Origin of the sequence: Flavobacterium sp. YJ01, from assembly GCF_029320955.1 — a bacterium.
In the GTDB taxonomy this organism is placed as follows: Bacteria; Bacteroidota; Bacteroidia; order Flavobacteriales; family Flavobacteriaceae; genus Flavobacterium.
The window spans coordinates 2,218,892-2,243,041 of sequence record NZ_CP119757.1; the positions used below are offsets into that span (position 1 = coordinate 2,218,892).

The 24,150-nt window shown below is 33.8% G+C and carries 27 protein-coding genes and 1 riboswitch; of the genes, 18 read left to right on the forward strand and 9 right to left on the reverse strand.

The annotated features are described in order from the left end of the window. The first annotated feature begins 16 nt into the window (after positions 1-16). From P0R33_RS09725 to tsf, 5 genes are all read left to right on the forward strand, one after another. Positions 17-829, forward strand: coding sequence for a ferritin-like domain-containing protein (locus P0R33_RS09725; RefSeq protein ID WP_276175248.1), 813 nt, complete (start codon positions 17-19; stop codon positions 827-829). Between the two features lie 193 nt (positions 830-1,022). Next, complete coding sequence (gene rplM, locus P0R33_RS09730) at positions 1,023-1,478, forward strand: 50S ribosomal protein L13 (protein ID WP_276175249.1); 456 nt, start codon at positions 1,023-1,025, stop codon at positions 1,476-1,478. After that, on the forward strand, positions 1,478-1,864 hold the full coding sequence (gene rpsI / locus P0R33_RS09735; protein WP_008466792.1) for a 30S ribosomal protein S9: 387 nt from the start codon (positions 1,478-1,480) through the stop codon (positions 1,862-1,864). The genes rplM and rpsI overlap by 1 nt, the downstream gene beginning before the upstream one ends. A gap of 176 nt (positions 1,865-2,040) precedes the next feature. Further along, the gene (gene rpsB, locus P0R33_RS09740; RefSeq protein ID WP_095927954.1) at positions 2,041-2,805 is read left to right on the forward strand and encodes a 30S ribosomal protein S2; all 765 of its coding nucleotides are present in this window, start codon (positions 2,041-2,043) and stop codon (positions 2,803-2,805) included. 140 nt (positions 2,806-2,945) lie between these two features. Continuing rightward, entirely contained in the window at positions 2,946-3,908 is a 963-nt protein-coding gene (gene tsf / locus P0R33_RS09745) for a translation elongation factor Ts (protein WP_276175250.1), read from the forward strand. Between the two features lie 280 nt (positions 3,909-4,188). On the opposite strand, the gene P0R33_RS09750 is transcribed toward tsf, so the two are convergent. Further along, positions 4,189-6,306 (reverse strand): M3 family metallopeptidase, encoded by a 2,118-nt coding sequence (locus tag P0R33_RS09750; RefSeq protein WP_276175251.1) that lies wholly within the window; start codon positions 6,304-6,306, stop codon positions 4,189-4,191. 169 nt (positions 6,307-6,475) lie between these two features. On the opposite strand from P0R33_RS09750, the gene P0R33_RS09755 reads away from it, so the two are divergent. The 11 genes from P0R33_RS09755 to P0R33_RS09805 all read left to right on the forward strand — a co-directional run bounded on the left by P0R33_RS09755 (position 6,476) and on the right by P0R33_RS09805 (position 15,518). After that, positions 6,476-7,150: a queuosine precursor transporter gene (locus tag P0R33_RS09755; RefSeq protein ID WP_276175252.1), complete on the forward strand. Its 675-nt coding sequence runs from the start codon at positions 6,476-6,478 to the stop codon at positions 7,148-7,150. 77 nt (positions 7,151-7,227) lie between these two features. Further along, positions 7,228-7,776, forward strand: a complete 549-nt coding sequence (locus P0R33_RS09760; protein ID WP_276175253.1) for a hypothetical protein — start codon at positions 7,228-7,230, stop codon at positions 7,774-7,776. Next, positions 7,776-8,336, forward strand: coding sequence for a DNA-3-methyladenine glycosylase I (locus P0R33_RS09765; protein WP_276175254.1), 561 nt, complete (start codon positions 7,776-7,778; stop codon positions 8,334-8,336). The genes P0R33_RS09760 and P0R33_RS09765 overlap by 1 nt, the downstream gene beginning before the upstream one ends. Before the next feature lie 81 nt (positions 8,337-8,417). Continuing rightward, positions 8,418-8,514, forward strand: a riboswitch (TPP riboswitch). Between the two features lie 64 nt (positions 8,515-8,578). Further along, positions 8,579-8,785: a sulfur carrier protein ThiS gene (gene thiS / locus P0R33_RS09770; protein WP_276175255.1), complete on the forward strand. Its 207-nt coding sequence runs from the start codon at positions 8,579-8,581 to the stop codon at positions 8,783-8,785. Positions 8,786-8,870: 85 nt separating this feature from the next. Continuing rightward, on the forward strand, positions 8,871-10,694 hold the full coding sequence (thiC, locus tag P0R33_RS09775) for a phosphomethylpyrimidine synthase ThiC (RefSeq protein ID WP_276175256.1): 1,824 nt from the start codon (positions 8,871-8,873) through the stop codon (positions 10,692-10,694). A 30-nt stretch (positions 10,695-10,724) separates the two neighbouring features. Beyond that, positions 10,725-11,336, forward strand: coding sequence for a thiamine phosphate synthase (locus tag P0R33_RS09780; protein ID WP_276175257.1), 612 nt, complete (start codon positions 10,725-10,727; stop codon positions 11,334-11,336). Further along, positions 11,294-12,046, forward strand: a complete 753-nt coding sequence (locus P0R33_RS09785; protein WP_276175258.1) for a hydroxymethylpyrimidine/phosphomethylpyrimidine kinase — start codon at positions 11,294-11,296, stop codon at positions 12,044-12,046. The genes P0R33_RS09780 and P0R33_RS09785 overlap by 43 nt, the downstream gene beginning before the upstream one ends. Beyond that, complete coding sequence (locus P0R33_RS09790; RefSeq protein WP_276175259.1) at positions 12,039-12,677, forward strand: thiamine phosphate synthase; 639 nt, start codon at positions 12,039-12,041, stop codon at positions 12,675-12,677. Before P0R33_RS09785 ends, P0R33_RS09790 begins: the two co-directional genes overlap by 8 nt. Continuing rightward, positions 12,658-13,434, forward strand: coding sequence for a thiazole synthase (locus P0R33_RS09795; RefSeq protein WP_276175260.1), 777 nt, complete (start codon positions 12,658-12,660; stop codon positions 13,432-13,434). The genes P0R33_RS09790 and P0R33_RS09795 overlap by 20 nt, the downstream gene beginning before the upstream one ends. Before the next feature lie 159 nt (positions 13,435-13,593). After that, positions 13,594-14,721: a 2-iminoacetate synthase ThiH gene (gene thiH, locus P0R33_RS09800; protein WP_276175261.1), complete on the forward strand. Its 1,128-nt coding sequence runs from the start codon at positions 13,594-13,596 to the stop codon at positions 14,719-14,721. An 86-nt stretch (positions 14,722-14,807) separates the two neighbouring features. Continuing rightward, positions 14,808-15,518: a HesA/MoeB/ThiF family protein gene (locus tag P0R33_RS09805; RefSeq protein ID WP_276175262.1), complete on the forward strand. Its 711-nt coding sequence runs from the start codon at positions 14,808-14,810 to the stop codon at positions 15,516-15,518. On the opposite strand, the gene P0R33_RS09810 is transcribed toward P0R33_RS09805, so the two are convergent. From P0R33_RS09810 to P0R33_RS09825, 4 genes are all read right to left on the reverse strand, one after another. Continuing rightward, the gene (locus P0R33_RS09810) at positions 15,515-16,309 is read right to left on the reverse strand and encodes an MOSC N-terminal beta barrel domain-containing protein (protein WP_276175263.1); all 795 of its coding nucleotides are present in this window, start codon (positions 16,307-16,309) and stop codon (positions 15,515-15,517) included. The genes P0R33_RS09805 and P0R33_RS09810 overlap by 4 nt on opposite strands. 2 nt (positions 16,310-16,311) lie before the next feature. Beyond that, a complete protein-coding gene (gene aat / locus P0R33_RS09815) occupies positions 16,312-16,956 on the reverse strand; it encodes a leucyl/phenylalanyl-tRNA--protein transferase (RefSeq protein ID WP_276175264.1) in 645 nt (214 codons plus the stop codon). A gap of 106 nt (positions 16,957-17,062) precedes the next feature. Next, complete coding sequence (locus P0R33_RS09820) at positions 17,063-17,434, reverse strand: DUF3127 domain-containing protein (RefSeq protein ID WP_276175265.1); 372 nt, start codon at positions 17,432-17,434, stop codon at positions 17,063-17,065. Between the two features lie 34 nt (positions 17,435-17,468). Next, positions 17,469-18,344 (reverse strand): flavin reductase family protein, encoded by an 876-nt coding sequence (locus tag P0R33_RS09825; protein WP_276175266.1) that lies wholly within the window; start codon positions 18,342-18,344, stop codon positions 17,469-17,471. Between the two features lie 159 nt (positions 18,345-18,503). On the opposite strand from P0R33_RS09825, the gene P0R33_RS09830 reads away from it, so the two are divergent. Next, the gene (locus P0R33_RS09830) at positions 18,504-19,655 is read left to right on the forward strand and encodes a HAMP domain-containing sensor histidine kinase (protein ID WP_276175267.1); all 1,152 of its coding nucleotides are present in this window, start codon (positions 18,504-18,506) and stop codon (positions 19,653-19,655) included. Positions 19,656-19,735: 80 nt separating this feature from the next. On the opposite strand, the gene P0R33_RS09835 is transcribed toward P0R33_RS09830, so the two are convergent. Together P0R33_RS09835 and greA are read right to left on the reverse strand one after the other, a co-directional pair. Then, the gene (locus P0R33_RS09835) at positions 19,736-20,125 is read right to left on the reverse strand and encodes an HIT family protein (protein WP_276175268.1); all 390 of its coding nucleotides are present in this window, start codon (positions 20,123-20,125) and stop codon (positions 19,736-19,738) included. 66 nt (positions 20,126-20,191) lie between these two features. Continuing rightward, complete coding sequence (gene greA, locus P0R33_RS09840; protein WP_276175269.1) at positions 20,192-20,668, reverse strand: transcription elongation factor GreA; 477 nt, start codon at positions 20,666-20,668, stop codon at positions 20,192-20,194. A 157-nt stretch (positions 20,669-20,825) separates the two neighbouring features. Between greA and P0R33_RS09845 the strand changes: the two genes are divergently transcribed. Continuing rightward, positions 20,826-21,242 carry a hypothetical protein gene (locus P0R33_RS09845; RefSeq protein ID WP_276175270.1) on the forward strand — a complete coding sequence of 139 codons (417 nt, stop codon included), beginning with the start codon at positions 20,826-20,828 and terminating at the stop codon, positions 21,240-21,242. Between the two features lie 54 nt (positions 21,243-21,296). Here P0R33_RS09845 and P0R33_RS09850 read toward each other — a convergent pair whose 3' ends face one another. Both P0R33_RS09850 and arfB read right to left on the reverse strand, forming a co-directional pair. Then, a complete protein-coding gene (locus P0R33_RS09850) occupies positions 21,297-23,459 on the reverse strand; it encodes a TonB-dependent receptor (RefSeq protein WP_276175271.1) in 2,163 nt (720 codons plus the stop codon). 288 nt (positions 23,460-23,747) lie between these two features. Next, positions 23,748-24,149 carry an alternative ribosome rescue aminoacyl-tRNA hydrolase ArfB gene (gene arfB, locus P0R33_RS09855; RefSeq protein WP_276175272.1) on the reverse strand — a complete coding sequence of 134 codons (402 nt, stop codon included), beginning with the start codon at positions 24,147-24,149 and terminating at the stop codon, positions 23,748-23,750. Between the last annotated feature and the right edge of the window lies 1 nt (position 24,150).

Genomic DNA, 24,150 nt, shown 5'->3' on the forward strand with positions numbered 1-24,150 from the left:
CTAAAACTTAGAAATTATGAACATTTTAAAATTTATAGAATCCTTTACTGACAATAATTTAATGAATAGTACTGGTTCTCGAAGAGACAGTTTTTCGCAGTTTGGAAATATTGGAAAAAATTTAGCCTTAGCATCAATTCCATTCGGATTGTCCGCTCTTACTAATAAAGCTTTCGCTAAAGACATTACAGCAACACCAGCAACTCCAATTGGAGCTTTGCAATTTGCTTTGACCTTAGAATATCTTGAAAACGAGTTTTACGCCATGGCATTAGATTCAGGTGTAATTCCTGCTTCTGAAAATGGCGGACGCGATTTAAAAGTATTTCAGCAAATTGCTGCACACGAATCAGATCACGTAAAATTTTTGATTGCAGGTTTAGGCGGCTCAGCAAGTGCCAATTTTGTTCCAAAACCAACTTTTGACTTTACAGTTGGAGGCGCATTTAATCCGTTTGGAGATTACCCAACCTTTTTAGCATTAGCACAAGCTTTTGAAGATACTGGAGTTAGAGCATATAAAGGACAAGCCGCAAACTTAATTACAACACCCGATTTATTGACCGCGGCATTGCAAATTCATTCTGTTGAAGCTCGTCATGCTTCAGAAGTTAGAAGATTGCGAGGTTTAAAAGGATGGATTTCTAATTCCGAAAGAGGCGCAGGTATGCCAGCAGCGACACAAGCTGTTTACGATGGCGAAGGTGTAACAATGCAGGCAGGATTTAATACTGCAACTGCTTTTGGGGCAGCAGCAGGCTCCGAAGCTTATGATGAGCCACTTACGACTCAGCAAGTAGTTGACATTGCCAATATATTTATTGTATAGTCACTTTTTTTCTAAATATTTAACCGTCTTCACTTTATTGTGGAGACGGTTTTTTTATTCATGAATTAATTAAAAAACATAACCCCTGATTTTCAGCAGATAAAATATTCTTTCAGGTATTTGGTTTTAAAATAATTAATTGTACTTTTGCATCCCCTTTATTGGGGATGGAATGTTTAATTAAAATAATATTATGGACGCATTAAGCTACAAAACAGTTTCAGCTAGCAAAGCCACTGTAACTAAAGAGTGGATTGTTGTTGACGCTGAAGGTCATAACTTAGGACGTCTTGCTTCTAAAGTTGCAATGATCTTGAGAGGTAAGTACAAGCCAAGTTACACACCGCACGTTGACTGTGGAGATAACGTAATTGTTATCAACTCAGAAAAAATTAACCTTACAGGTACAAAATTGAATGACAAAATTTACATGCGTCATACAGGTTACCCAGGAGGACAAAGAACTTTAACTGCTAAAGTATTGCAATCTAAAAACCCTGCATTATTAGTAGAAAAAGCTGTAAAAGGTATGTTACCTAAAAACAAATTAGGAGCAGAACTTTTTAGAAATCTAAATGTTGTTGTAGGATCTGAGCACAAACACGGAGCTCAAAAACCTAGAACTGTTAACCTAAATGATCTTAAGTAATGGGAGTTATTCACAAAATCGGTAGAAGAAAAACCGCTGTTGCACGTGTATACGTTTCTGAAGGAACTGGAAACATCACTGTAAACAAAAAAGAATTCGCAACTTACTTTCCAACTGCAACTTTACAATACAAAGTTTTGCAACCGCTTTCTATGACAGAAAACGCTAGTAACTTTGACGTAAAAGTAAACGTTTACGGAGGTGGTACAACTGGTCAAGCAGAAGCTGTAAGAATGGCATTAGCACGCGTAATGTGTGAAGTTAACGCTGAAAACAGAGCTATCCTTAAACCAGAAGGTTTATTAACAAGAGACCCAAGAATGGTTGAACGTAAGAAATTCGGTCAGAAGAAAGCTCGTAAGAGATTCCAATTCTCTAAACGTTAATATTACCTGTCTTGTTCAGATGGGACAAGACATTATCAATTATTTATTGAAATTAAAAAACACAGTTATTGTTGCTCTCCTATCGAGGTAGGATATAGTTTAGCATCTAAATGTATAAAGCCAGAGAAATCGCCATTTATACATTGCTAATCAACAGAACGTAAACTAGTACAAAAATGGCAAACAAAATAGAAGTAAAAGAATTACTAGAAGCAGGTGTTCACTTCGGACACATGACTAGAAAATGGGATCCAAACATGGCTCCTTACATTTATATGGAGCGTAATGGTATTCACATTATCAATCTATATAAAACTGCAGCTAAAATTGAAGAGGCTAACGAAGCTTTGAAAAAAATCGCTGCATCAGGTAGAAAAATCTTATTCGTAGCTACCAAAAAACAAGCAAAAGACATCGTTGCTGATAAAGCAAAAGCTGCAAACATGCCTTACATCACTGAAAGATGGCCAGGTGGTATGTTGACTAACTTCGTAACTATCAGAAAGGCAGTTAAAAAAATGTCTTCTATCGATAAAATGAAGAAAGATGGTACTTTCAACACTTTATCTAAAAAAGAGCGTTTACAAGTTGATCGTCTACGTGCTAAATTAGAGAAAAACTTAGGTTCAATTGCTGATATGTCTAGACTACCTGCAGCATTGTTCGTAGTAGATATCAAAGCTGAACACATCGCAATAAAAGAAGCTCAAAAATTAAACATTCCAGTTTTCGCAATGGTTGATACGAATTCTGACCCAAGAGAGGTTGATTACGTAATTCCTGCAAATGATGATGCTTCTAAATCAATTGACAAAATTTTATCTTTAGTAACTACTGCAGTAATCGAAGGTCTTTCTGACAGAGGTGCTGAAAAAGAAGTTGAAGCTGCTGAAGAAGCTCCTGCTGTTGAAGCTGAAGCTGCTCCTGCAACTGAAGAATAAATCAAAATTTAAATTCCAAATTTTAAATTCCAAAATCCAACCAGAATTAAAAACGTTATGTTGATAATTTATTAAAATTGGAGTTTGGGATTTAAAAGCTGGAATTTTTTACTTTTAAACACATTAAAACTTAAAATATTATGGCAACAATTACTGCTGCAGACGTAAATAAATTAAGACAATCTACAGGTGCCGGAATGATGGACTGTAAAAAAGCTTTAGTTGAAGCTGAAGGAGATTTCGATAAAGCTATCCAAATTCTTAGAGAAAAAGGACAAAAAGTTGCTGCTAACCGTTCTGACCGTGAGTCTTCTGAAGGAGCTGCTGTTTCTTTTATCAATGCGGACAACACTAAAGGAGCTATCATCACTTTAAACTGTGAAACTGACTTCGTAGGTAAAAATGAAGCTTTCGTAACTTTAGCTAAAGATTTAGTTGAAAGAGCTATTAACTTCTCTTCTAAAGAAGATTTCTTAGCTTCTGATTTCAACGGAATCACTGTTGCTGAAAAATTAATCGAGCAAACAGGTGTTATCGGTGAGAAAATCGAAATCGGTGGTTTCGAAATTTTAGAAGGTGCTTACGTTGGATCTTACGTTCACGTTAACAAAATTGCTGCTTTAACTGCAATTTCTGCTCCAGTGGCTAACGCTGAAGCTTTAACAAAAGACGTTTCTATGCAAGTTGCTTCTATGGGAGCTGACACATTATCTTACAAAGATTTTGATCCTGCTTTCGTTGAATCTGAACTTGCAGCTCGTATTGCTGTAATTGAAAAAGATAATGAAGAAGCTGCACGTTTAGGAAAAACTTTAAAAAATGTTCCTAAATACATCTCTTTCTCTCAATTAACTCCTGAAGTTATCAAACAAGCTGAAGAAGATGCTAAAGCTGAATTAAAAGCTGAAGGAAAACCAGAGCAAATCTGGGACAAAATTCTTCCAGGAAAAGTTCAACGTTTCATTTCTGACAACACTACTTTAGATCAAGAAAAAGCTTTACTTGATCAAAACTTCATCAAAGATGACAGTAAAAAAGTTGGTGATTATGTTAAAGGATTCAATGTTGAAATCACTGGTTTCAAAAGAGTATCTTTAGGTTAATCTAAAAGTATTTCAATATAAAAGCCCTGAATTTTACAATTCAGGGCTTTTTTTTGTTATTCTACAAACTGGACTGATCCCGAAGCCTCGGGACAGCTCTACAATATAATCCGTTCCTTTCGGAACTACTAAAAAAAACCTTCGGCTTTTTTATTCTGAAAGATAGAACTTCGGTCGGATTTCAAAATGTAAAAAAAACTAAAATAAGAACTGCAAAACAATTCAAAAAAAATCCCCAAATAAATAATTATCTGGGGACTTTAATCAGATTTTAATCTTATTATTTCTTAGCCTTAATTGGAAAGTTTCTTGCGCGCATTAAAGCATCAGATTTCGGAGCTCTTCCTCTAAAATTCTCGTACGCTTTTTCCTGATCAATAGTATTTCCTACACTAAAAACAGTATCGTAAAGTCTTTTTGCAACAGTTTTATCATAAGCACCTTTTCCTTCTGTAAAAGCTTCCCAAGCATCAGCATTGATAACATCTGCCCATAAATAGCTATAATAACCTGCAGCATAGCCATCGCTTGAGAAAATATGTCCAAATTGCGGAATACGGTGACGCATTACAATTTCAGAAGGCATATGAAGCGCATCTAACGTTTCTTTTTCAAATTTCTTCGGATCAATAGGTTGTGTAGCTAAATGAAGCTTCATATCGACCAAAGAACTTGAAATCGTTTCAACAGTAGAAAAGCCTTCACCAAAGTTTGATGCTTTTTCAATTCTATCTACTAAAGCCTGTGGCAATGGCTGGTTTGTTTTATAATGCAAAGCGAATTTATTCAACACTTCTGGAGTTGCCAGCCAATGTTCTAATAATTGCGATGGAAACTCTACATAATCTCTCGCAACGGCTGTTCCTGCTAAACTTGGGTAAGTAACATTAGAACATAATCCATGAAGTGCGTGTCCAAATTCGTGGAATAAAGTCGAAGCATCTTCCCAAGAAATTAAAATTGGTTCATTTGCAGCTCCTTTAATAAAATTACAGTTATTAGACACAATTGTCAATACATCTCCATCAAGTTTCTCTTGAGCTCGGTAAGCATTCATCCATGCTCCAGAACGCTTTCCTGCACGAGCGTAAGGATCAAAATACCATAAACCTACAACTTTGCCAGTTACTTTATTGCTTACTTCCCAAACACGTACATCTGGATGATAAACCGGAACATTCGTAATTTGCTTAAAGCTTAAATTAAATAACTCTCCGGCAACCCAAAACATTCCTTCGCGTAAATTTTCTAACTGAAGATAAGGCTTAACTTCATTTTGATCTAAATCGTATTTAGCTTTTCTAACTTTTTCAGCATAAAAACGGTAATCCCAAGGCTGAATTTTAAAATTTCCTCCTTCAGCATCAACAATTTTCTGCATTTCGGCAACATCTTTATGAACTTGCTCAACAGCTGGTTCCCAAACAGATTCCATCAAAGCCAAAGTCTTTTTAGGATATTTTGCCATTTTATTAGACAAACTCCAATCAGCAAATGTTGGATAACCTAATAATTTTGCTTTTTGCGTACGCAATTGCAAAATAGAAACAAGTGTTGCGTTATTGTCATTTTCATTTCCGTTATCACCTCGTTTCACAAAAATATCAAATGCTTTTTCTCTTAAATCTCTACGTGTTGAAAAAGTCAAAAATGGCTCGATTGATGAACGTGTATTGGCAATACAACCCATAACGTCTAATTTTCTTTCTTTTGCTTCTGCAATCGCAGCATTTTTAACTTCAGCTGGTAGACCATCAAAATCGCTTTCTGTTTTTAAAGCAACGTATTGGTTATTCTCTTCTACCAATAAATTTTGGCTAAAACGAGTAAAAAGTGAAGCCAAATCTTTGTTTATTCCTGCAACTTTAGCTTTGTCGGCGTCATTTAACTGAGCACCTTGACGCACAAAATTAGTGTAATACAACCAAATTAAACGTTGTTGCTCACCTGTAAGCTTGCTTTTATCTTTTGAATTATAAACCGTTTCGATTCTATTAAATAATTTTTTATTTTGATTGATTTTATCTGAAAACTCAGAAAATTTAGGCGACATTTCTCTGTCAATTACGCTAAACTCAGGACTGCTTAAATTCGATCTGTAAATACCGTAAACTGTCATAATTCTCTCGATTGTTTCACCAGAGCGCTCCAAAGCAACAATAGTATTTTCGAAAGTAGCAGGTTTTGTATTGTTCGCAATAGCATCTACTTCATTAAGTTTTTCCTGAATTGCAAATTCAATTGCTGGTTTAAAATCCGAAACTTTATACTCATTAAAAGCTGGAACGCCACCATACGGACCTGTCCATTTCTTTAGAAGAGGATTGTTAGAATTTGTTTGTGCGTTAGACGCAAAAAAGGTTGTACTCATGATAAAAATTGATAATATTTTTTTCATTCTCATTAATTAGATTTAATAATAGAATTAGTAATTGTTTCAAAAATAACTAAAAAGAAAACCAATGAATAATTTTTAACTTTTAACTTGACGAAAATGCAAATTCAAAAAACAACTTTCAGTTAAAAAGGAAATAGTTTAAATTTGAAACGCTAATATCCAAATTATCATGTTTAAAACTCGAAGAGAAATTGTTTTTGTAATTCTAGCCGGAATCTTTATTACCAATGCAGTTGTTGCCGAACTTATCGGAGGAAAATTAATTCAGATCGGTCCATTTGTAATGAGTATCGGAATCTTGCCTTGGCCAATTGTATTTTTAACAACAGATTTAATTAATGAGTATTTTGGAGAAAAAGGCGTAAAAAAACTTTCTTTCATCACAGCATGTTTAATTGCCTATGCTTTTTTAATCTTGTTTATGGCGATTGTTATTCCCGCAGCAAAAGGAATAAGTCCCGTAAATGACGAGCAATTTCAAGCCGTTTTCGGACAAAGTATGTGGATTATTGTTGGAAGCTTAATCGCCTTTATGGCATCGCAGCTTATTGATGTCTGGATTTTTTGGTTTTTTAAGAACAGAACGGGCGAAAAAAAAATATGGCTTAGAGCTACTGGTTCTACTGTAATTTCGCAATTATTTGATTCTTTTATTGTCTTAGGAATTGCATTTTGGCTTCCTGGAAAAATAGATTTTGATACGTTTATCTCTTCAGGATTAATCGGATACACTTTCAAATTAGCAATCGCTATTTTGCTAACTCCCGCCATTTATTTAGGCCATCATTTAATTAAAAAATATTTAGAAAAAGACAATCTGAAAAAAAACGAGGAACTACAATAATGAAAAATTATAAAATATACTTTTTAGTAATTATTGCAGGTTGCATAATAGGCTGTTCCAAAAATGCTAAAAAACAAATGTTAGAAGTCACTGATAAGATTTCAAACCAAATAGAAACGATTTCTGAAAGCACTATTGAAACCGTAAAACAATATAAAAACACAATTGTAGATCAAATTACAACAGAAGAAATTCTGACCGAGAATGCCTCAACATTAAATGATAGCGTTGTAAAACCTAAAATTGAAAATGATAAGTTTTTAGGAATCACTTCTTTTAAAAAATTTATATCAGATTGCAAAACTGGTGAAACTTTAACTCAAAAAGAACTTATAGAAAATCATGATGTTCCTGCTGACGGAATAAAACTAATAAAAAGCATTACTAAAACTTCTGAAGATGAAATTGAAATAAAATGGAAATCTACTTGGTTTATAGAAAAAATTTCTGACGCGAAATTTAGAGATGCGAAAATAAAATTCAAATTTGAGGCCAATAAAATGTATACTTCTGGAAATGCAATTGGAATTAAATATAAAAAGAAAATCTATACTGATTTGATCATAATTGGAACAAAAGCTTACATACCAACCGTAAAAGGTTATCACTGGAAAATTGGAAAATAATGGAACAAATAAGATGCGGCTGGTGTTCAGCAAGTGATTTATACAAAAAGTATCATGACGAAGAATGGGGAGTTCCTGTTTACGATGATCCCACTATTTTCGAATTTTTAATTCTTGAAACTTTTCAAGCAGGTTTAAGCTGGATTACCATTTTAAATAAAAGAGAAAATTTCAAAGTCGCTTTTGACAATTTCGATTATAAAAAAATCGCCAATTATTCTGAAGATAAAATCGAAGAATTACTGCAAAATACAGGAATCATTCGTAACAAACTTAAAATAAGATCAGCTGTAACAAACGCGCAGGCATTTATGAAGATTCAAGAAGAATTTGGAACTTTCTCCAAATACATCTGGAAATTCGTCGACGGAAAACCAATTGATAACAATCCTAAAACATTAAAAGATGTCCCAGCAACCACTCCAATTTCTGATGCTATCAGCAAAGATTTAAAAAAACGTGGTTTCAAATTCGTTGGCTCAACTGTTATTTACGCGCATATGCAAGCAACTGGAATGGTCAATGATCATATCGAAGATTGCTGGACGAGAACAAAATAGTTTTCAGTCGCAATTTTCAGTTTTTTTTGAACCTGAAACTTGAAAACTGAAACTTTTTAAACAAAAATTACATATATTTGCTTCACACTTTAGGGGTGTCTACAACTTGTAGGCTGAGATTTTACCCTCTGAACCTGATCTAGTTCATACTAGCGTAGGGAAAAGTAAGATGACTTCTGCGCGCATTTTTATGCGTTCTTGTAGCCATTCCTAATGTGTAACTATACACTAAACTCAAAGGAATGGAACTAAAAATCAATCAACAAACTAAACATTTCAATGCTGAATCGCTAAGCGTTCAATCATTGCTCGATCTCGAAATTCCGCACAAACAAAACGGAATCGCCATTGCTGTCAACAATACCATTGTTCCAAAACTTAAATGGAACGAATTCTTCGTACAAGAAACTGACGAAATCTTAATTATTTCTGCTACGCAGGGAGGATAGAATAAAATTCCAATTACATACCGGGCGTAGACGCACTGCAGTGCGTATCTATAATTCACATCTTACATCTTACAATATACAAACTATGACAAACGAAGAACAAATATCAAGAACCCCATTTCCGAATTCTAAAAAAGTTTATATCGATGGAGAAATTCATCCTATAAAAGTGGCAATGCGCGAAATTAATCTTAGCGACACCAAACTTTCTAACGGAGGAATTGAGAAAAATCCTCCCGTAACAGTTTATGATACTTCTGGTCCATATACAGATCCGAATGTTGAAATTGATATTCGAAAAGGATTGCCACGCTTACGCGAAAGCTGGATTCTTGACCGAAATGATGTCGAAATTTTAAACGAAATAACTTCCGATTATGGCTTAAGCCGATTAAAAGATGAAAGTTTAAATCACCTTAGATTTGAATATTTACATCAGCCAAAACGTGCTAAAAAAGGAGCAAACGTCACTCAATTATACTATGCCAAACAAGGAATTATAACTCCCGAAATGGAATATATTGCTATTCGCGAAAATCAACGAATTGAACTTTTAAACCAACAAACCAAAGCGATGCAATGTCAACACAGCGGTCATAGTTTCGGTGCGAATACTCCAAAAAGTAAAATCACCCCAGAATTTGTACGTTCTGAAGTTGCCTGCGGAAGAGCCATTATCCCAAACAATATTAATCACCCAGAAAGTGAACCAATGATTGTGGGACGTAATTTCTTGGTAAAAATCAATGCCAATATTGGAAATAGCGCCGTTACTTCTAGTATTGAAGAAGAAGTAGAAAAAGCCGTTTGGGCATGCCGTTGGGGAGCTGACACGATTATGGATCTTTCTACAGGAAAAAACATTCACGAGACAAGAGAATGGATTATCCGTAATTCTCCTGTTCCAATTGGCACAGTTCCGATTTATCAGGCATTAGAAAAAGTAAAAGGAATTGCCGAAGATTTGACTTGGGAAATTTTCCGCGATACTTTAATTGAACAGGCAGAACAAGGTGTTTCGTATTTTACAATTCATGCCGGCGTTTTACTTCGCTACATTCATTTAACCGCAAATCGTGTTACTGGAATTGTTTCGCGCGGTGGTTCTATTATGGCAAAATGGTGTTTATTCCATCATAAAGAAAACTTCCTGTATACTCATTTTGAAGAAATTTGCGTAATCATGAAACAATATGATGTCGCTTTTTCTTTAGGAGATGGCCTACGTCCAGGTTCGATTGCAGATGCTAATGATGCAGCACAATTTGCAGAATTAGAAACTTTAGGCGAACTGACAAAAATTGCTTGGAAACATGATGTTCAAGTTTTTATTGAAGGTCCAGGACACGTGCCAATGCACATGATTAAAGAAAATATGGACAAGCAATTAGAGCATTGCCATGAAGCTCCATTTTACACTTTAGGTCCGTTAACAACAGATATTGCACCGGGCTACGATCATATTACTTCTGCAATTGGTGCCGCGATGATTGGCTGGTACGGTTGTGCGATGCTGTGTTATGTAACGCCAAAAGAACACTTGGGCTTACCGAATAAAAAAGACGTAAAAGACGGTGTAATTACGTATAAAATTTCTGCTCATGCTGCAGATTTAGCAAAAGGCCATCCGGGAGCGCAATATCGCGATAATGCATTAAGTAAAGCCCGTTTTGAATTCCGTTGGGAAGATCAGTTTAATTTGGCTTTAGATCCAGATACTGCAAGAGAATTTCATGATGAAACACTTCCTGCTGATGGGGCAAAAGTGGCGCACTTCTGTTCGATGTGTGGACCTAAGTTCTGTTCTATGAAAATATCTCAGGAAATTAGAGATGTTGCTGCCGCAGAAAAAGGAATGCAAGAGAAATCAGAAGAGTTTATTGAGCAGGGCAAAGAGATTTATATCTAGAAAATAGAAGAAAGAATAAAGAGAAAAGATATGATTGTGATTTCTAATCCGTTTGCTATTGCAGATGAAATCAAAATAATTCATTCTTTATTTGAAGAAGGATTGACTTTGCTTCATATTCGGAAACCTGATTTTTCAGAAGTAGAAATGGCTCAATTTATTCATCAGATAAAACTAGAATTTCGAAATAAATTGGTTCTGCAAAATCATTATGATTTGGCAAAAGATTTTGGAATTAACCGATTTCATTTTTCTGAGAAAGAAAGAAAACAGAATCTTAATCATCCTGCAAGGTTTTCAAAACCTTGTAGGTTTCTATCAACATCAACGCATTCTATCGAAGATTTTAATTCTTTAGAAAATGATTTTGACTACGCATTTCTAAGCCCTGTTTTTAATAGTATTTCTAAAGAAAATTATCATCCAAAAACTGATCTTTTCGAAGCATTAAAATCAAGAACAAATCATAAAACAAAAGCCATCGCTTTAGGCGGAATTGATGCAGAAAACATTCAAAAAACACTTGAAAATGGTTTTGACGATATTGCGCTTTTAGGAACAATTTGGAAAAACGAAAATCCTTTAAAACAATTTAAATCATGTCAGAAAATCGTCCATTCGTACTTTCAATCGCAGGTCTAGATCCATCGGGCGGTGCAGGAATTTTGGCTGACATCAAGACATTTGAACAGCATAAAGTTTCTGGTTTTGCCATTACAACGGCCAATACCATTCAGACTGAGAATCAATTTTATGAAATTCAATGGACAGATTTGAGTTTTGTTATTCGTTCTATTGAAACTTTGTTTTTAAATTATAAAATAAGCGCCGTGAAAATCGGAATTCTTTCTTCTCTATATGATTTAAGTCGAATTGTTTCAACCATAAAACTTCTTTCTCCATCAACAAAAATTGTTTGGGATCCCGTTTTAAAATCGACGACAAAATTTGATTTTTTGAATATCAAAGATTATTTGGATTTAAATAAAATCATATCAAAAATTGATCTCATTACTCCAAATCTTGATGAGATTGAAGTTTTGTTTCCTGGTTTTGTTGCAAAAGATTACTGGAAAGAAAACAAAGTTGCGACTAATATTCTCTTAAAAGGCGGACATAACAAAACGGCAATAGGAACCGATCTTCTATTTCTAAAAAATGAAATTTTAGAATTGCTTCCTTCAAATAAAAAATGCTTTGAAAAACATGGCTCTGGTTGTGTTATTTCGTCAGCAATTGCAGCAAATTTAGCTTTAAATCAAAGTTTAGAAGAGGCTTGCAAAAATGGCAAAAAATACATTGAAAACTATCTAAGTTCAACCTCAACCTTAATCGGATATCATTATGTATAACAAATTACAATACATTTCGCAAGGCGAAACTATCGAAGAACAATTATACAATATAAATCAAGCATTAGATGCGGGATGCAATTGGGTGCAAATGCGATTTAAAAACCAAACCCAAAAAGATGTTTTTACTCTTGCGGAAGCTGTGAAACCTTTGTGCGAAGAATATCTTGCAAATTTTATTGTAAATGATGATTTACATCTTGCCCAACAAATCGCCGCAGATGGTGTTCATTTAGGTTTAACTGATACCAAAATTGATGAAGCAAGAGCAATTTTAGGCACAACCAAAATAATCGGAGGCACGGCAAATACTTTTGAAGACATCGAAAATCATGTAAAAAACGGCTGTGATTATATTGGTTTAGGACCATTTCGATTTACAAACACAAAAGAAAAATTAAGTCCGATTTTAGGTTTGGCGGGTTATTTTGATATTCTTGAAAAAATAAAAAAAAACAAACTTCAAATTCCTGTTTACGCTATTGGAGGCATCACATTACGCGACGTAGCTCCGCTGATGGAAACTGGAATTTACGGAATTGCCCTTTCCGGAATCATCACAGAAAGTGAAGAAAAAGAAAAATTGATTCAACAATTAAATGAAAAATTATATGCAAACATCGTTGCTTAACATAGGAAACAAAACTTTTAATTCTCGTTTGTTTTTAGGAACAGGAAAATTTGGTTCGAATGAAGAAATGGCGCAAGCAGTTTTAGCTTCAGAAAGTGAATTGGTAACCGTTGCACTTAAGCGCATTGATCTTGAAACAGAAACCGATGCAATCCTCTCGCATTTACAACATCCAAATATTAGTTTATTGCCAAATACTTCAGGTGCAAGAAATGCTAAAGAAGCTGTTTTTGCGGCGCAGTTGGCTCGTGAAGCTTTAGAAACCAATTGGGTAAAATTAGAGATTCATCCAGATCCCAAATATTTAATGCCAGATCCGATTGAAACATTAAAAGCCACAGAAGAATTGGCAAAACTAGGCTTTATCGTTCTTCCGTACATTCATGCTGATCCAGTTTTATGCAAACATTTAGAAAGCGCTGGAACTTCCGCCGTAATGCCCTTAGGTTCACCGATTGGAAGTAATAAAGGTTTAAAAACTATTGATTTTTTAGAAATCATAATCGAGCAAAGCGCTGTGCCTGTTATTGTTGATGCAGGAATCGGATCTCCTTCTGACGCTGCAAAAGCAATGGAAATAGGTGCCGATGCTGTTTTGGTAAACACTGCAATTGCTGTTGCTGGAAATCCAAAATTAATGGCAGAGGCATTTAAGCAAGCTGTAATAGCAGGAAGAAAAGCTTTTGAAGCCAAAGTTGCTAATCAGCAAAATTATGCAGTTGCTTCAAGTCCTTTGACTTCATTTTTATATGACTAAATAATATTAACCGCAAAAGTTTTTTTACCGCAAAGAACGCAAAGTTTTTTCGCAAAGTTCACAAAGCTTTGTGTGCTTTAAAGTCAAAAACAAGAACCCAAAGCTTTGGGAACTTTGCGTATTCTTAGCGCGCTTTGCGGTAAAAAAAACACATTCAAAATGAACACATTTAAAGCTATTTTTGAGCAATATAATTGGGATCAAATTAAATCCAAAATATACCAAACCACATCAAAAGATGTCGAGCTAACTTTGGCTAAAACCAAATACAATCTTGATGATTTTCTGACTTTGATTTCTCCAATTGCTCAAAATTATTTAGAACAAATGGCACAAAAGTGTCATGAAATAACAAAAAAGCGTTTCGGAAAAACCATTCAAATGTATGCGCCGTTGTATTTAAGCAACGAATGCCAAAACATCTGTACATACTGCGGATTTAGTTTAGACAATAAAATCAAAAGAAAAACACTTTCTGATGCTGAAATAAAACTAGAAGTCGAAGCCTTAAAAAAAACTGGTTTTGATCATGTTTTACTAGTTACAGGCGAGGCAAATTATACTGTGAATATCAATTATTTTCTAAATGCCATTAACTTAATCAAAGAAGACTTTTCTATTATTTCTGTTGAAGTTCAACCACTTTCTACAGAAGATTATGAACGTTTGCATAATGCTGGAGTATATTCGGTTTTGGTTTATCAGGAAACGTATCATCAAGAAGTTTATAAAAAGTATCATACTAAAGGTAAAAAATCAAATTTTGACTATAGATTGGAAACTCCTGACCGAATTGGAACTGCGGGAATTCATAAAATTGGTTTAGGCGTTTTATTAGGTTTGGAAGATTGGCGAACCGATAGCTTTTTCAATGCTTTACACTTAGATTATTTGCAGAAAAAATATTGGCAAACTAAATATTCTGTTTCTTTTCCACGTCTCCGCCCCGCCGAAGGAATTATCGAACCGAATTTTATTATGGATGATAAAGATTTAACCCAGTTAATTTGCGCTTATAGATTGTGGAATGAAGATTTAGAAATTTCCATTTCGACTCGTGAAAACGAAAAATTTAGAAACCATATAATTCCGATTGGCGTTACAAGTATGAGTGCTGGTTCAAAAACAAATCCTGGCGGTTATGTTGTAGATCCGCAATCTTTAGAACAATTTGAAATCAGCGATGAACGTTCTGCTGAGGAAATTTCAAAAATTATTAAAAATAAAGGTTACGAACCTGTTTGGAAAGATTGGAGCAAAAGTTTTATTTCAGATTTTAGATTGTAGATTTCAGATTAAAGCAATCTAAAAATCAGAAATATTTAAATTCCAACATCAATCTAAAATCAACAATCTAAAATCTAAAATTTAAAGTGAGCATTATACAAGAATTCCTTCGTTACAACAGACAAACCATTCTTCCTGAAATTGGCGATGAAGGTCAGGAAAAACTAAAAAAAGCACGCGTTTTAGTCATTGGCGCTGGCGGTTTAGGCTGTCCGATTTTACAATATATTGCAACGGCTGGAGTTGGTTTTATCGGAATTATGGATTTTGATTCTATTGAAATTCACAATCTTCATCGACAGATTTTATATACTGAAAATGAGATCGGTCAACAAAAAGCAATTGTGGCACAAAAAGTAGTTTCAAAATTAAATCCGTTGATCGAAGCTGTGGCAATTAATGAAAAATTAACTCTAGAAAATGCATCAAAAATCATTGAACAATTTGATATTGTTGTAGATGGTTCAGATAATTTCTCAACTCGTTATTTGGTAAATGATACTTGCGTTAAACTGAAAAAGACTTTAGTTTACGGAAGTATTTTAAAATTTGAAGGACAAATTGCAGTTTTCAATCATAACGGAAGTAAAAATCTTCGGGATTTGTTTCCAGAAATGCCAGATCCAAAAGACGTTCCGAATTGTAATTTGAATGGTGTTTTGGGAACTCTACCCGGAATTATAGGGAATATGATGGCGCATGAAACACTGAAACTGATTCTAGAATTACCTACTTTAAAAAACGAATTGGTAATTTTTAATACGCTAAATTGGAATTTTACAAAGTTGAATTTTTAGAAAACAACCTCATCGCCAACACTAATAATTCCAGAATTTAAGCTGACAATATTAGTCCCGAATAAAACAGAGTTATCTACATTTCTGTATTTGCTCAACGTTTTTAGAGGTTCTTTTTTTACAATTCCTTTCTGCGGATCATTATTAACCATAATACATCTTCCGCAGGGTTTTATATTTTTAAATTGAACATCGCCTACTTTAAAATCCTTGAAATCATCTTCTTCATGAGCTTTTTTGGTACTTATGACAATGTTAGGACGAAATCTTTTAATAGTGATTTTTTCTTCTAATTTTTCATTCAAAAAATCAAGGCTTTCTGTTCCGATTAATAAATACGGATATCCATCAGCGAGACTAACATTGAAGGTTTCTTTTAATTTAGAACTTTCATGTTTTCTGTCGCCATTTTTAATGATTTTTACCAATTTACAGTCAAAACCCAATTTGTCGCTAAACCAATTTGAAGAAGTTTTATTGACTTCAAAAACTTCACTTTTATCATCCCAGACTTGCGAATCGATAGCATTTTCAAGATATTCATTTATCAGGAATTCATGAGTTTCTCCCTCAAAATTGATTCTAATTTTATCTCCCGAAATTTCAGGATAAAACTGACTCATTTTAGGATATTCTCTTTGAGTAACATGAACATTTTCAGTATTAATAAGCATCCAACGACGGTCATTTTCAAAGCCCATTTCTTCTGCATTGGCACTTTTTAAACTAATCCCCGCCAAACTTTTTATCGGATAAATATAGATTTCTTTTACACTGTAAACTGCGCTCATTTTTATTTACTTTTTAAAATAGACATAAACTCTTCACGTTCAATTTCACGACAACCTAAACTCTCTAAATGAGGATTATAAACCTGGCAATCTAATAATTTGTAATTTTCTTTTTGCAAATGTAAAGCTAAAGCGATAAAAGCAACTTTTGAGGCGTTTGAAACTTTAGAAAACATGCTTTCTCCGCAAAAGATATTTCCTTTTCCCAAATCAATTCCGTACAAACCTCCGACTAACTTTTCATCTTGCCAAACCTCAACAGATTTTGCAATTCCTTCTTCATTTAACTTGCAGTAAGCATCAATCATTTCGTTAGAAATCCAAGTTCCGTTTTGTCCATCGCGTTTTATTTGCTGGCAATTCGAAATTACTTCTCTAAAACTTTTATTATAAGTAACCTTAAACATTCTTCTATTCAGAATGTTCCTCATGCTTTTGGATATTACTAATTCATCAAAAAACAATACCATTCTCGGATCTGGCGCCCACCAAAGAATTGGTTCTCCTTCATTAAACCAAGGAAAAATTCCGCTTTTGTAAGCCAATTGTAAACGTTCTGAACTTAAATCTCCACCAATTGCCAAAACACCTTCTTCATCGGCTTCAGTAACAGGCGGAAAAAATAAATCGTTGAATAAATAATACATCTTTAAAAATAATCAATATCAAAAAGTTGAAATAAAAAATTCCAAATCCCAAATTCAGTCGAATGAATTGGAATTTGGAATTTACTATATTACAATTTCTAAATTCTTAGAACGGTAAATCGTCTGGTTCGTCTTCGCTTACATTTGTTGCAGGAGCAAAAGTTTGTGCAGCTGGCATTGGTGGTGCTTGCGTTGGCGCCTCGTTACCTACTCTTTCGATTCTCCAACCTTGAATACTATTGAAATATCTTGTTTCTCCTTGCGGATTAACCCACTCTCTTCCTCTTAAATTGATAGAAACTTTTACTGCCTCTCCTTGTTTATAGCTGCTTAATAAATCGCATTTATCTTGTGTAAATTCGATTAAAATGTGCTGTGGATACTGCTCATCTGTAGTAACTACTAATTCTCTTTTTTTGAATGAAGCACTAACTTGTTGCTCAGGATTAACCACTTTTACTTTTCCTATAACTTCCATCTTCGTTTATATTAATTATTGTTTCTATTCTTCTTTATTTTTTTGCTAAAAGCACTTTCCAAGCCGATTCTACATCGCCATTATCCAAGTATTTTTTTGCTTCTAAATGTACTTTTTTCTGGTCATCAGAACTTAAAACTCCTTTTACAGAAAAATTTTCCTTCACAAATATACTAACTTCTTCTTTTGTGGGCAAGACCTCAATGTTTCCTAATTTACCTAAATCATTGCCATCAAAAACAGCGCTTTCTTTTACAAAATCTGGAATCGCATCTACGCCTACTCCTAGTGTTGTCAAGGGTTTTGCTACTTCAAAAAGTCCTTGATTAGATCTTGAATACCAATCTTTTCCTAGCCTTGAAACCAAATCAATTTTATGCTGGTCGATTGTTCCATTTTCATCTAAAATAGATTCATGAATATGAATTTTCACTACTTCACACAAAATCAAATTTCCTGCTCCTCCTTCAGTTCCTAACGGAATAATTTGCGTAATCTTGCATTCAAACTGTACCGGAGATTCTTTTACTCGATATGGTTTTACAATATCTGAAGGGATTTGCGTTAAACCAGCTTTTATAAATTCATTTACGCCTTCTGCATATTCTGTGCTTGCCAATGAAGTTTGTTGAACTATATCGTAATTTACAACATTTATTACAACTTCGCGAGTTTCTTCTGCATTAATCAAAGTGTGCTTTACGGTATTATCTCGAACACGTCTTGACGGCGAAAAAACCAAAATTGGCGGATTGGAGCTAAACACATTAAAAAAACTGAAAGGCGACAAATTCGGAATTCCTTTTGCACTTATTGTACTCGCAAAAGCTATTGGTCTCGGTCCCACAGCACTTTGCAGATAACCTTGTAGTTTTACTGTCGGTATTTCCTTTGGATTGATGCTAATCATAAATTTTCTTTTTAACCAAACCTCATTTTGGTAATTGCAAAAGTATTGAAATCGTTTAATTAGAAGAAATACTTTTCTAGATAAAACTAAAAATCTTTCGGTATACGCAAAATATAAAATGTGTATATTTCGTTATATTTATACTTCAAAATAATTGATATGTCTTTTTCTGAAAGAACAAATACAACCCGCTGGATTATTATTTCGGTTTGCTTTATCATCATTTCTCTAATTCTTTGGAACACTTATACTTTCTTCCAAATATTTAAAATTGAGGAACGCTTAAAAATGAAGCTTTTTGTAAATGCTCAAATTACGCTTGTAAACGCAAATGAAAACACCGATGTAGAACTACCTCTTCAGATTTTTAGCAACAACACCACAATTCCTGGTATTATAATGTTGTACGACAAAGTTGTGAGCGCTAAAAATGTTCCTGACGAAGTTCTTAATGATAAGAAAAAAAGAACTGCTTTTTTGAATAAGTTAAAAAATGAAAATGAACCTATCACTTTTGAATATGCGCCTGGAAAATATCAGACATTATATTACGGAAATTCAGAATTACTGAATAAACTTAAATATTACCCAATTGCTTTAGCACTAATTATTTTCTTATGCATTGCCTTAATTTATAATTTCTACAAAAGCACAAAAATGGCTACCCAAAATAAACTTTGGGCAGGAATGGCAAAAGAAACCGCGCATCAAATCGGAACGCCTTTGTCTTCTTTGATTGGGTGGGTTGAAATTTTAAAAACAGAAGAAATCGATCCTTCTATTTCTACAGAAATAGAAAAAGATATTGAACGTTTGCAAACTATTACAGACCGTTTTTCTAAAATTGGTTCTGTACCTGTTTTAGGACTTTATGATATTGTTGAAGAAACAAAAAATGCTTACGAATATCTTCAATCTCGATTTTCTAAACAAGTTGCTTTTTCGTTTAAAGCTCCTGAAAATGCAATTTTCGGCATGATTAATCCAACTTTGCATAGCTGGACGATTGAAAATTTGGTTAAAAATGCCATTGATGCCATGAAAGGAAAAGGAACTTTAGATCTTCAGATTGAACAAGATGCTCATCATGTAAAAATCAATATTAAAGATTCTGGAACCGGAATTTCTAAAAAACAGTTTAAAACAATTTTTGAACCTGGTTTCACAACAAAAAAACGTGGTTGGGGACTCGGTCTTTCTTTAACCAAAAGAATTGTAGAAGAATACCACAACGGAAAAATTAAAGTTTTAAATTCTGAAATTGGAAAAGGAACTACGTTTCAGATTTCTTTAAATAAAAAAGTGCAGTAAATAATTTTACTGCACTATCTAATATTAAGAAAGGCTTCTCCCGAAGGCTCGGGATCGCTCAGCCTTACATTCGTAAATCGTTACAAATTCGATTGAATATCTTTTGCTAAAGCTTCAAATTCTTCTTTAGAAAGAGAAACTTTATTAATAAAACGCATTTCATCCATTTCGTTTAATGGAATCAAATGTACGTGTGCGTGTGGCACTTCAAGTCCAACAACAGCAATTCCTACTCTTTTGCAAGGAACTGTTTTTTCTAAAGCTGCAGCGACTTTTTTAGAAAACTTCATTAAACCTAAATACAGTTCTTCATCCATATCAAAAATCTTATCGATTTCTTGTTTTGGAATGCAAAGCGTGTGTCCTTTAGCATTTGGATTTACGTCTAAAAAAGCTAGATAATTGTCGTCTTCAGCAATTTTATAAGCTGGAATTTCTCCGTTTACTATTTTAGTGAATATTGATGCCATTTTTGTTTATTTGTTTAATCGTTGATTCGTTTAACCGATTTAACGATTAAACGGTTAAACGAAAATTTAGTCTCTTGAAATTTCAAGGATTTCAAATTTTAAAACTCCGTTTGGAACTGTAATTTCAGCTACTTCTCCCACAGATTTTCCAAGTAAACCTTTCCCGATAGGAGAAGTTACAGAGATTTTTCCTGTTTTTAGATCGGCTTCGCTTTCTGCTACAAGTGTATATTTCATTTCCATTCCGTTGCTTTGGTTTTTGATTTTCACATTCGATAAAACCAAAACTTTAGAAACGTCCAATTGAGATTCATCAATTAATCGTGCATTTACATAAACTTCTTCTAGTTTAGCAATTCTCATTTCTAATAAACCTTGTGCTTCTTTTGCTGCATCATATTCCGCATTTTCAGACAAATCTCCTTTATCTCTTGCGTCTGCAATATCTTGAGATGCTTTTGGACGCATTACACTTTTTAAATGCTCCAATTCATCTTTTAATTTTTTTAATCCTTCAGCTGTATAATAAGATACTTTACTCATAACTTCATCGTTTATATAAATACAAAAAATCCCATCGCGACGGGATTTTCTTACCACAAATATACTATTATTTTTAATAGTACATAATTATATGTTAATCATATAGATTTCAAATCTAAATAAATTATTTTTGTTTTAACTAATTCTTATTCGAATAATGAAAAAAATCTGGTTCTTTATCGCCTTTACCACTGTTTTCTTCTCTTGCAGCGACAACAACAGAAGTAACAATAATCCGTATATTCCCAATTATTCTATTAATGTTTATTTGGACAATAATCTCCCAACATATAATAATTTGAAATATGTGAGCAATCCTGTTTATGTTGCCAATTATGGAGCAAAAGGAATTATAGTAATGAAAACTGGAGAAGGAACTTACACCGCTTTTGACGCTGCTTGTCCAAATCAGGCAATTACATCGTGTGTGGCTATGACAATTAGTGGTATTTATGCGGTTTGTTCTTGCGATAAAGCGGAGTATAATTTATTTACAGGACTTGGAGGAAAAGAATATCCGATGAAGCAATATCGAGCTGAAGTATCTGGAACTGTGATTCACGTTTATAACTAAAAAACAAAAAAGCCTGAAAATAGATTTCAGGCTTTTTTTGTGCACTAATTTATTTTAGAATTTCAAACTCAATCCGATCAAGAAATTTGTTCCTGCTTGCGGATAATAGTACGGATAAATATCATACATCGCTCCGTTTGAAATATATTTTTTATTTAAAATATTATTAACCAAAGCCGTAATCGTAATTGACTTAAATACTGATTTTGGTTTTATCTCATAAGAAGCATTAAAATCGTTTACAAAATAATCGGCCAATTTAGCAGCTGGCAATTCTATATTATTCATGAATTGTTCTCCAACATATTTTTGCAATAATGACAGATATAGTCCTTCAATTGGTTTGTAAACAATTACGTTTCCTGCAATAACTTCTGGAGAATAAGCAATTTTTGTTGTTCCGTAATATTCGCCATCAACAGCTAGATCAACATTTTTGTTGCTGCTTAATGTAAAATTTGGTCTTAAAGTGAACTTGCTTGAAAGTGCAATTGTTGCATCAACCTCAACACCTAAACGATAACTTTTTTCTGTATTGGCACGAATTGGCGCTCCAACATCATCCAATCTTCCCGTCAAGATTAATTGATCTTTATATGCCATATAGTAAACGTTAGAATTCAACTGGAATTTCTCCGAATTGAATCTCCAGCCTAATTCATAATCATTTAATTTTTCTGGCTTTACATTTCCTCCTTCATAATCAGTTCTGTTTGGTTCACGATTTGCTCTCGCGTACGAGAAGTATAAAGTGCTTTTTTGAGAAAACGCATAATTTAAACCTGCTTTCGGATTAAAGAAATTGAAATCATCATTTACTAAACCAGTTTCTGCACTATTAGCTTTATAATGTACATTTCTGTATTGCAAATCTCCGTAAAAACTTAATTGTTCTGTAAACTGATAATTTGCTTTCGCGAAAATATTACCATCCGTTTTTGTCGAAAAATCATCGTAATAATGATCACCTAATTCTGATGTTGAAGCATATCTAGCCCAAATTACTTTTCCGAAATGATCTCCCTCGTATTTGTTCCATCCACCGCCTAAAATAACATCTAGACCGTCTGCTACATATTTAGCAGAAAAAGTAGTTCCGTAGAAATCATTATCCAACCATTTTTGGCGCACCAAATCTGTTGTAGTTACTGCTCCAACGGCAGGCAAACCATATTCAGACATTTCAGCATCTTCTTTGTAATTTTCAAAATAACCTTTTCCTTTTGTATAATGAAGTGCAAAGTTTGTGCTCCATTTGTCAGAAATAGATTCGCTCCAATGTAATTGGTAATGATCTTGATTGTAATTATCAGTTTCGTTATCATAATAACGTGTTACACCAAATTCATCTGTATATTCTCCTGCCGAATTATATCTGCGGTTTTCGCTTAATTTTTCGCTATCAATTCCGTTCCAAGATTGATACGTTTTTTGCGTTCCTCCAAAAACCAAAGCTTTAATCAAAGTCGTTTTACCAACATAAGTTCCTTGCAAGAAATACGATTTTAAATCTGCGCTACCGCGATCTATGTAACCATCTGTTTTTATTGCCGATAAACGACCTGCAATTTCAAAATGATCATTTAATAAACCTGTACTAAACTTTACGGTATTTTTTAATGTATTGAAAGATCCAGCAGAACTTGAAATTTCGCCAGTTGCTTTTCTAGCATAACTATCTGTCAGCATATTTAAACTTGCTCCAAAAGCACCAGCTCCGTTTGTAGATGTTCCTACTCCGCGCTGTAATTGAAGACTTTCTACAGAAGAAGCAAAATCGGGCATATTTACCCAAAAAGTTCCTTGGCTTTCTGCGTCGTTGTACGGAATTCCGTTTATGGTTACATTTACACGTGTAGCGTCGCTTCCACGCACACGAATTCCAGTGTATCCAACACCATTTCCAGCATCAGAAGTTGTAACAACCGATGGAAGATAGTTCATCAAAACAGGAATATCTTGACCTAAATTTCTGTATTTGATCTCCTTTTTATCCATATTACTAAAACTCACTGGCGTTTTTGAAGTAACACGGACTGCAGAAACCAAAACCTCATCAAGAGAGTTTACTTTGGTAGAATCTTGCTGCTGCGCGGAAGAAATTAGAGAAAAGAAAATAGAAAATAGAGAAAATAAAATAGATTTGGTTCTATTAAAGTTTTTAACCTTAGAACCTTTGTACCTTAGCGCCTTAGCACCTTGAAAAATAGTTTTCATTCGTAAAGAATTACGAATAAAAGGGGGAATTATTCTTTTGTTAAATTAATAAATGTGTTTCCCGACAAAATAAAGTGTGCACGCTCGATAGTGTCGTTTTTCCCTTAGCAACATTACTCGCTCAGGTTCTTTGGGTATGATCTCAGCTCGTTATTTAGAGCACCCCTTTGAGACAGTGCAAATATAAAAAAGTATTAAGATAAATGTATTAAGTATTAAGATAAATGTATTAAGTATTAAGATTTTTAATTTTTGGATTTCTCAATACTTAATTCTGCAGTCTTAATACTAAAAATCGGGTTTTCTTCTTGATTGTTTAAGGTCAGAAATATTCTTTTTATCTTTAATTCTTTTCTTGATTACCGATTTTGGAATTTTTGTAGCCTTTCTAACTTTCGGAACGTACAATCCTTTTTTGATGATTTCTAAAAAACGTTTGATAACAATCTCTTTGTTTTTGAGTTGGCTTCGGTCTTCGTCGCAGTTTAAAATCAAAATGTTTTCAGAAGTTAAACGTGCAGCAATATTATTTTGCAAAAGCAATTTTTCATCATTAGACAAAGCTTGAGAAGCATTCAAATCAAAATTCAAAACTATTTTAGACGAAACCTTGTTCACGTTTTGTCCACCCGCTCCACTACTGCGAACCGCTTTAAAGTTTAATTCTGATATGATTTTATCTAAATCCATA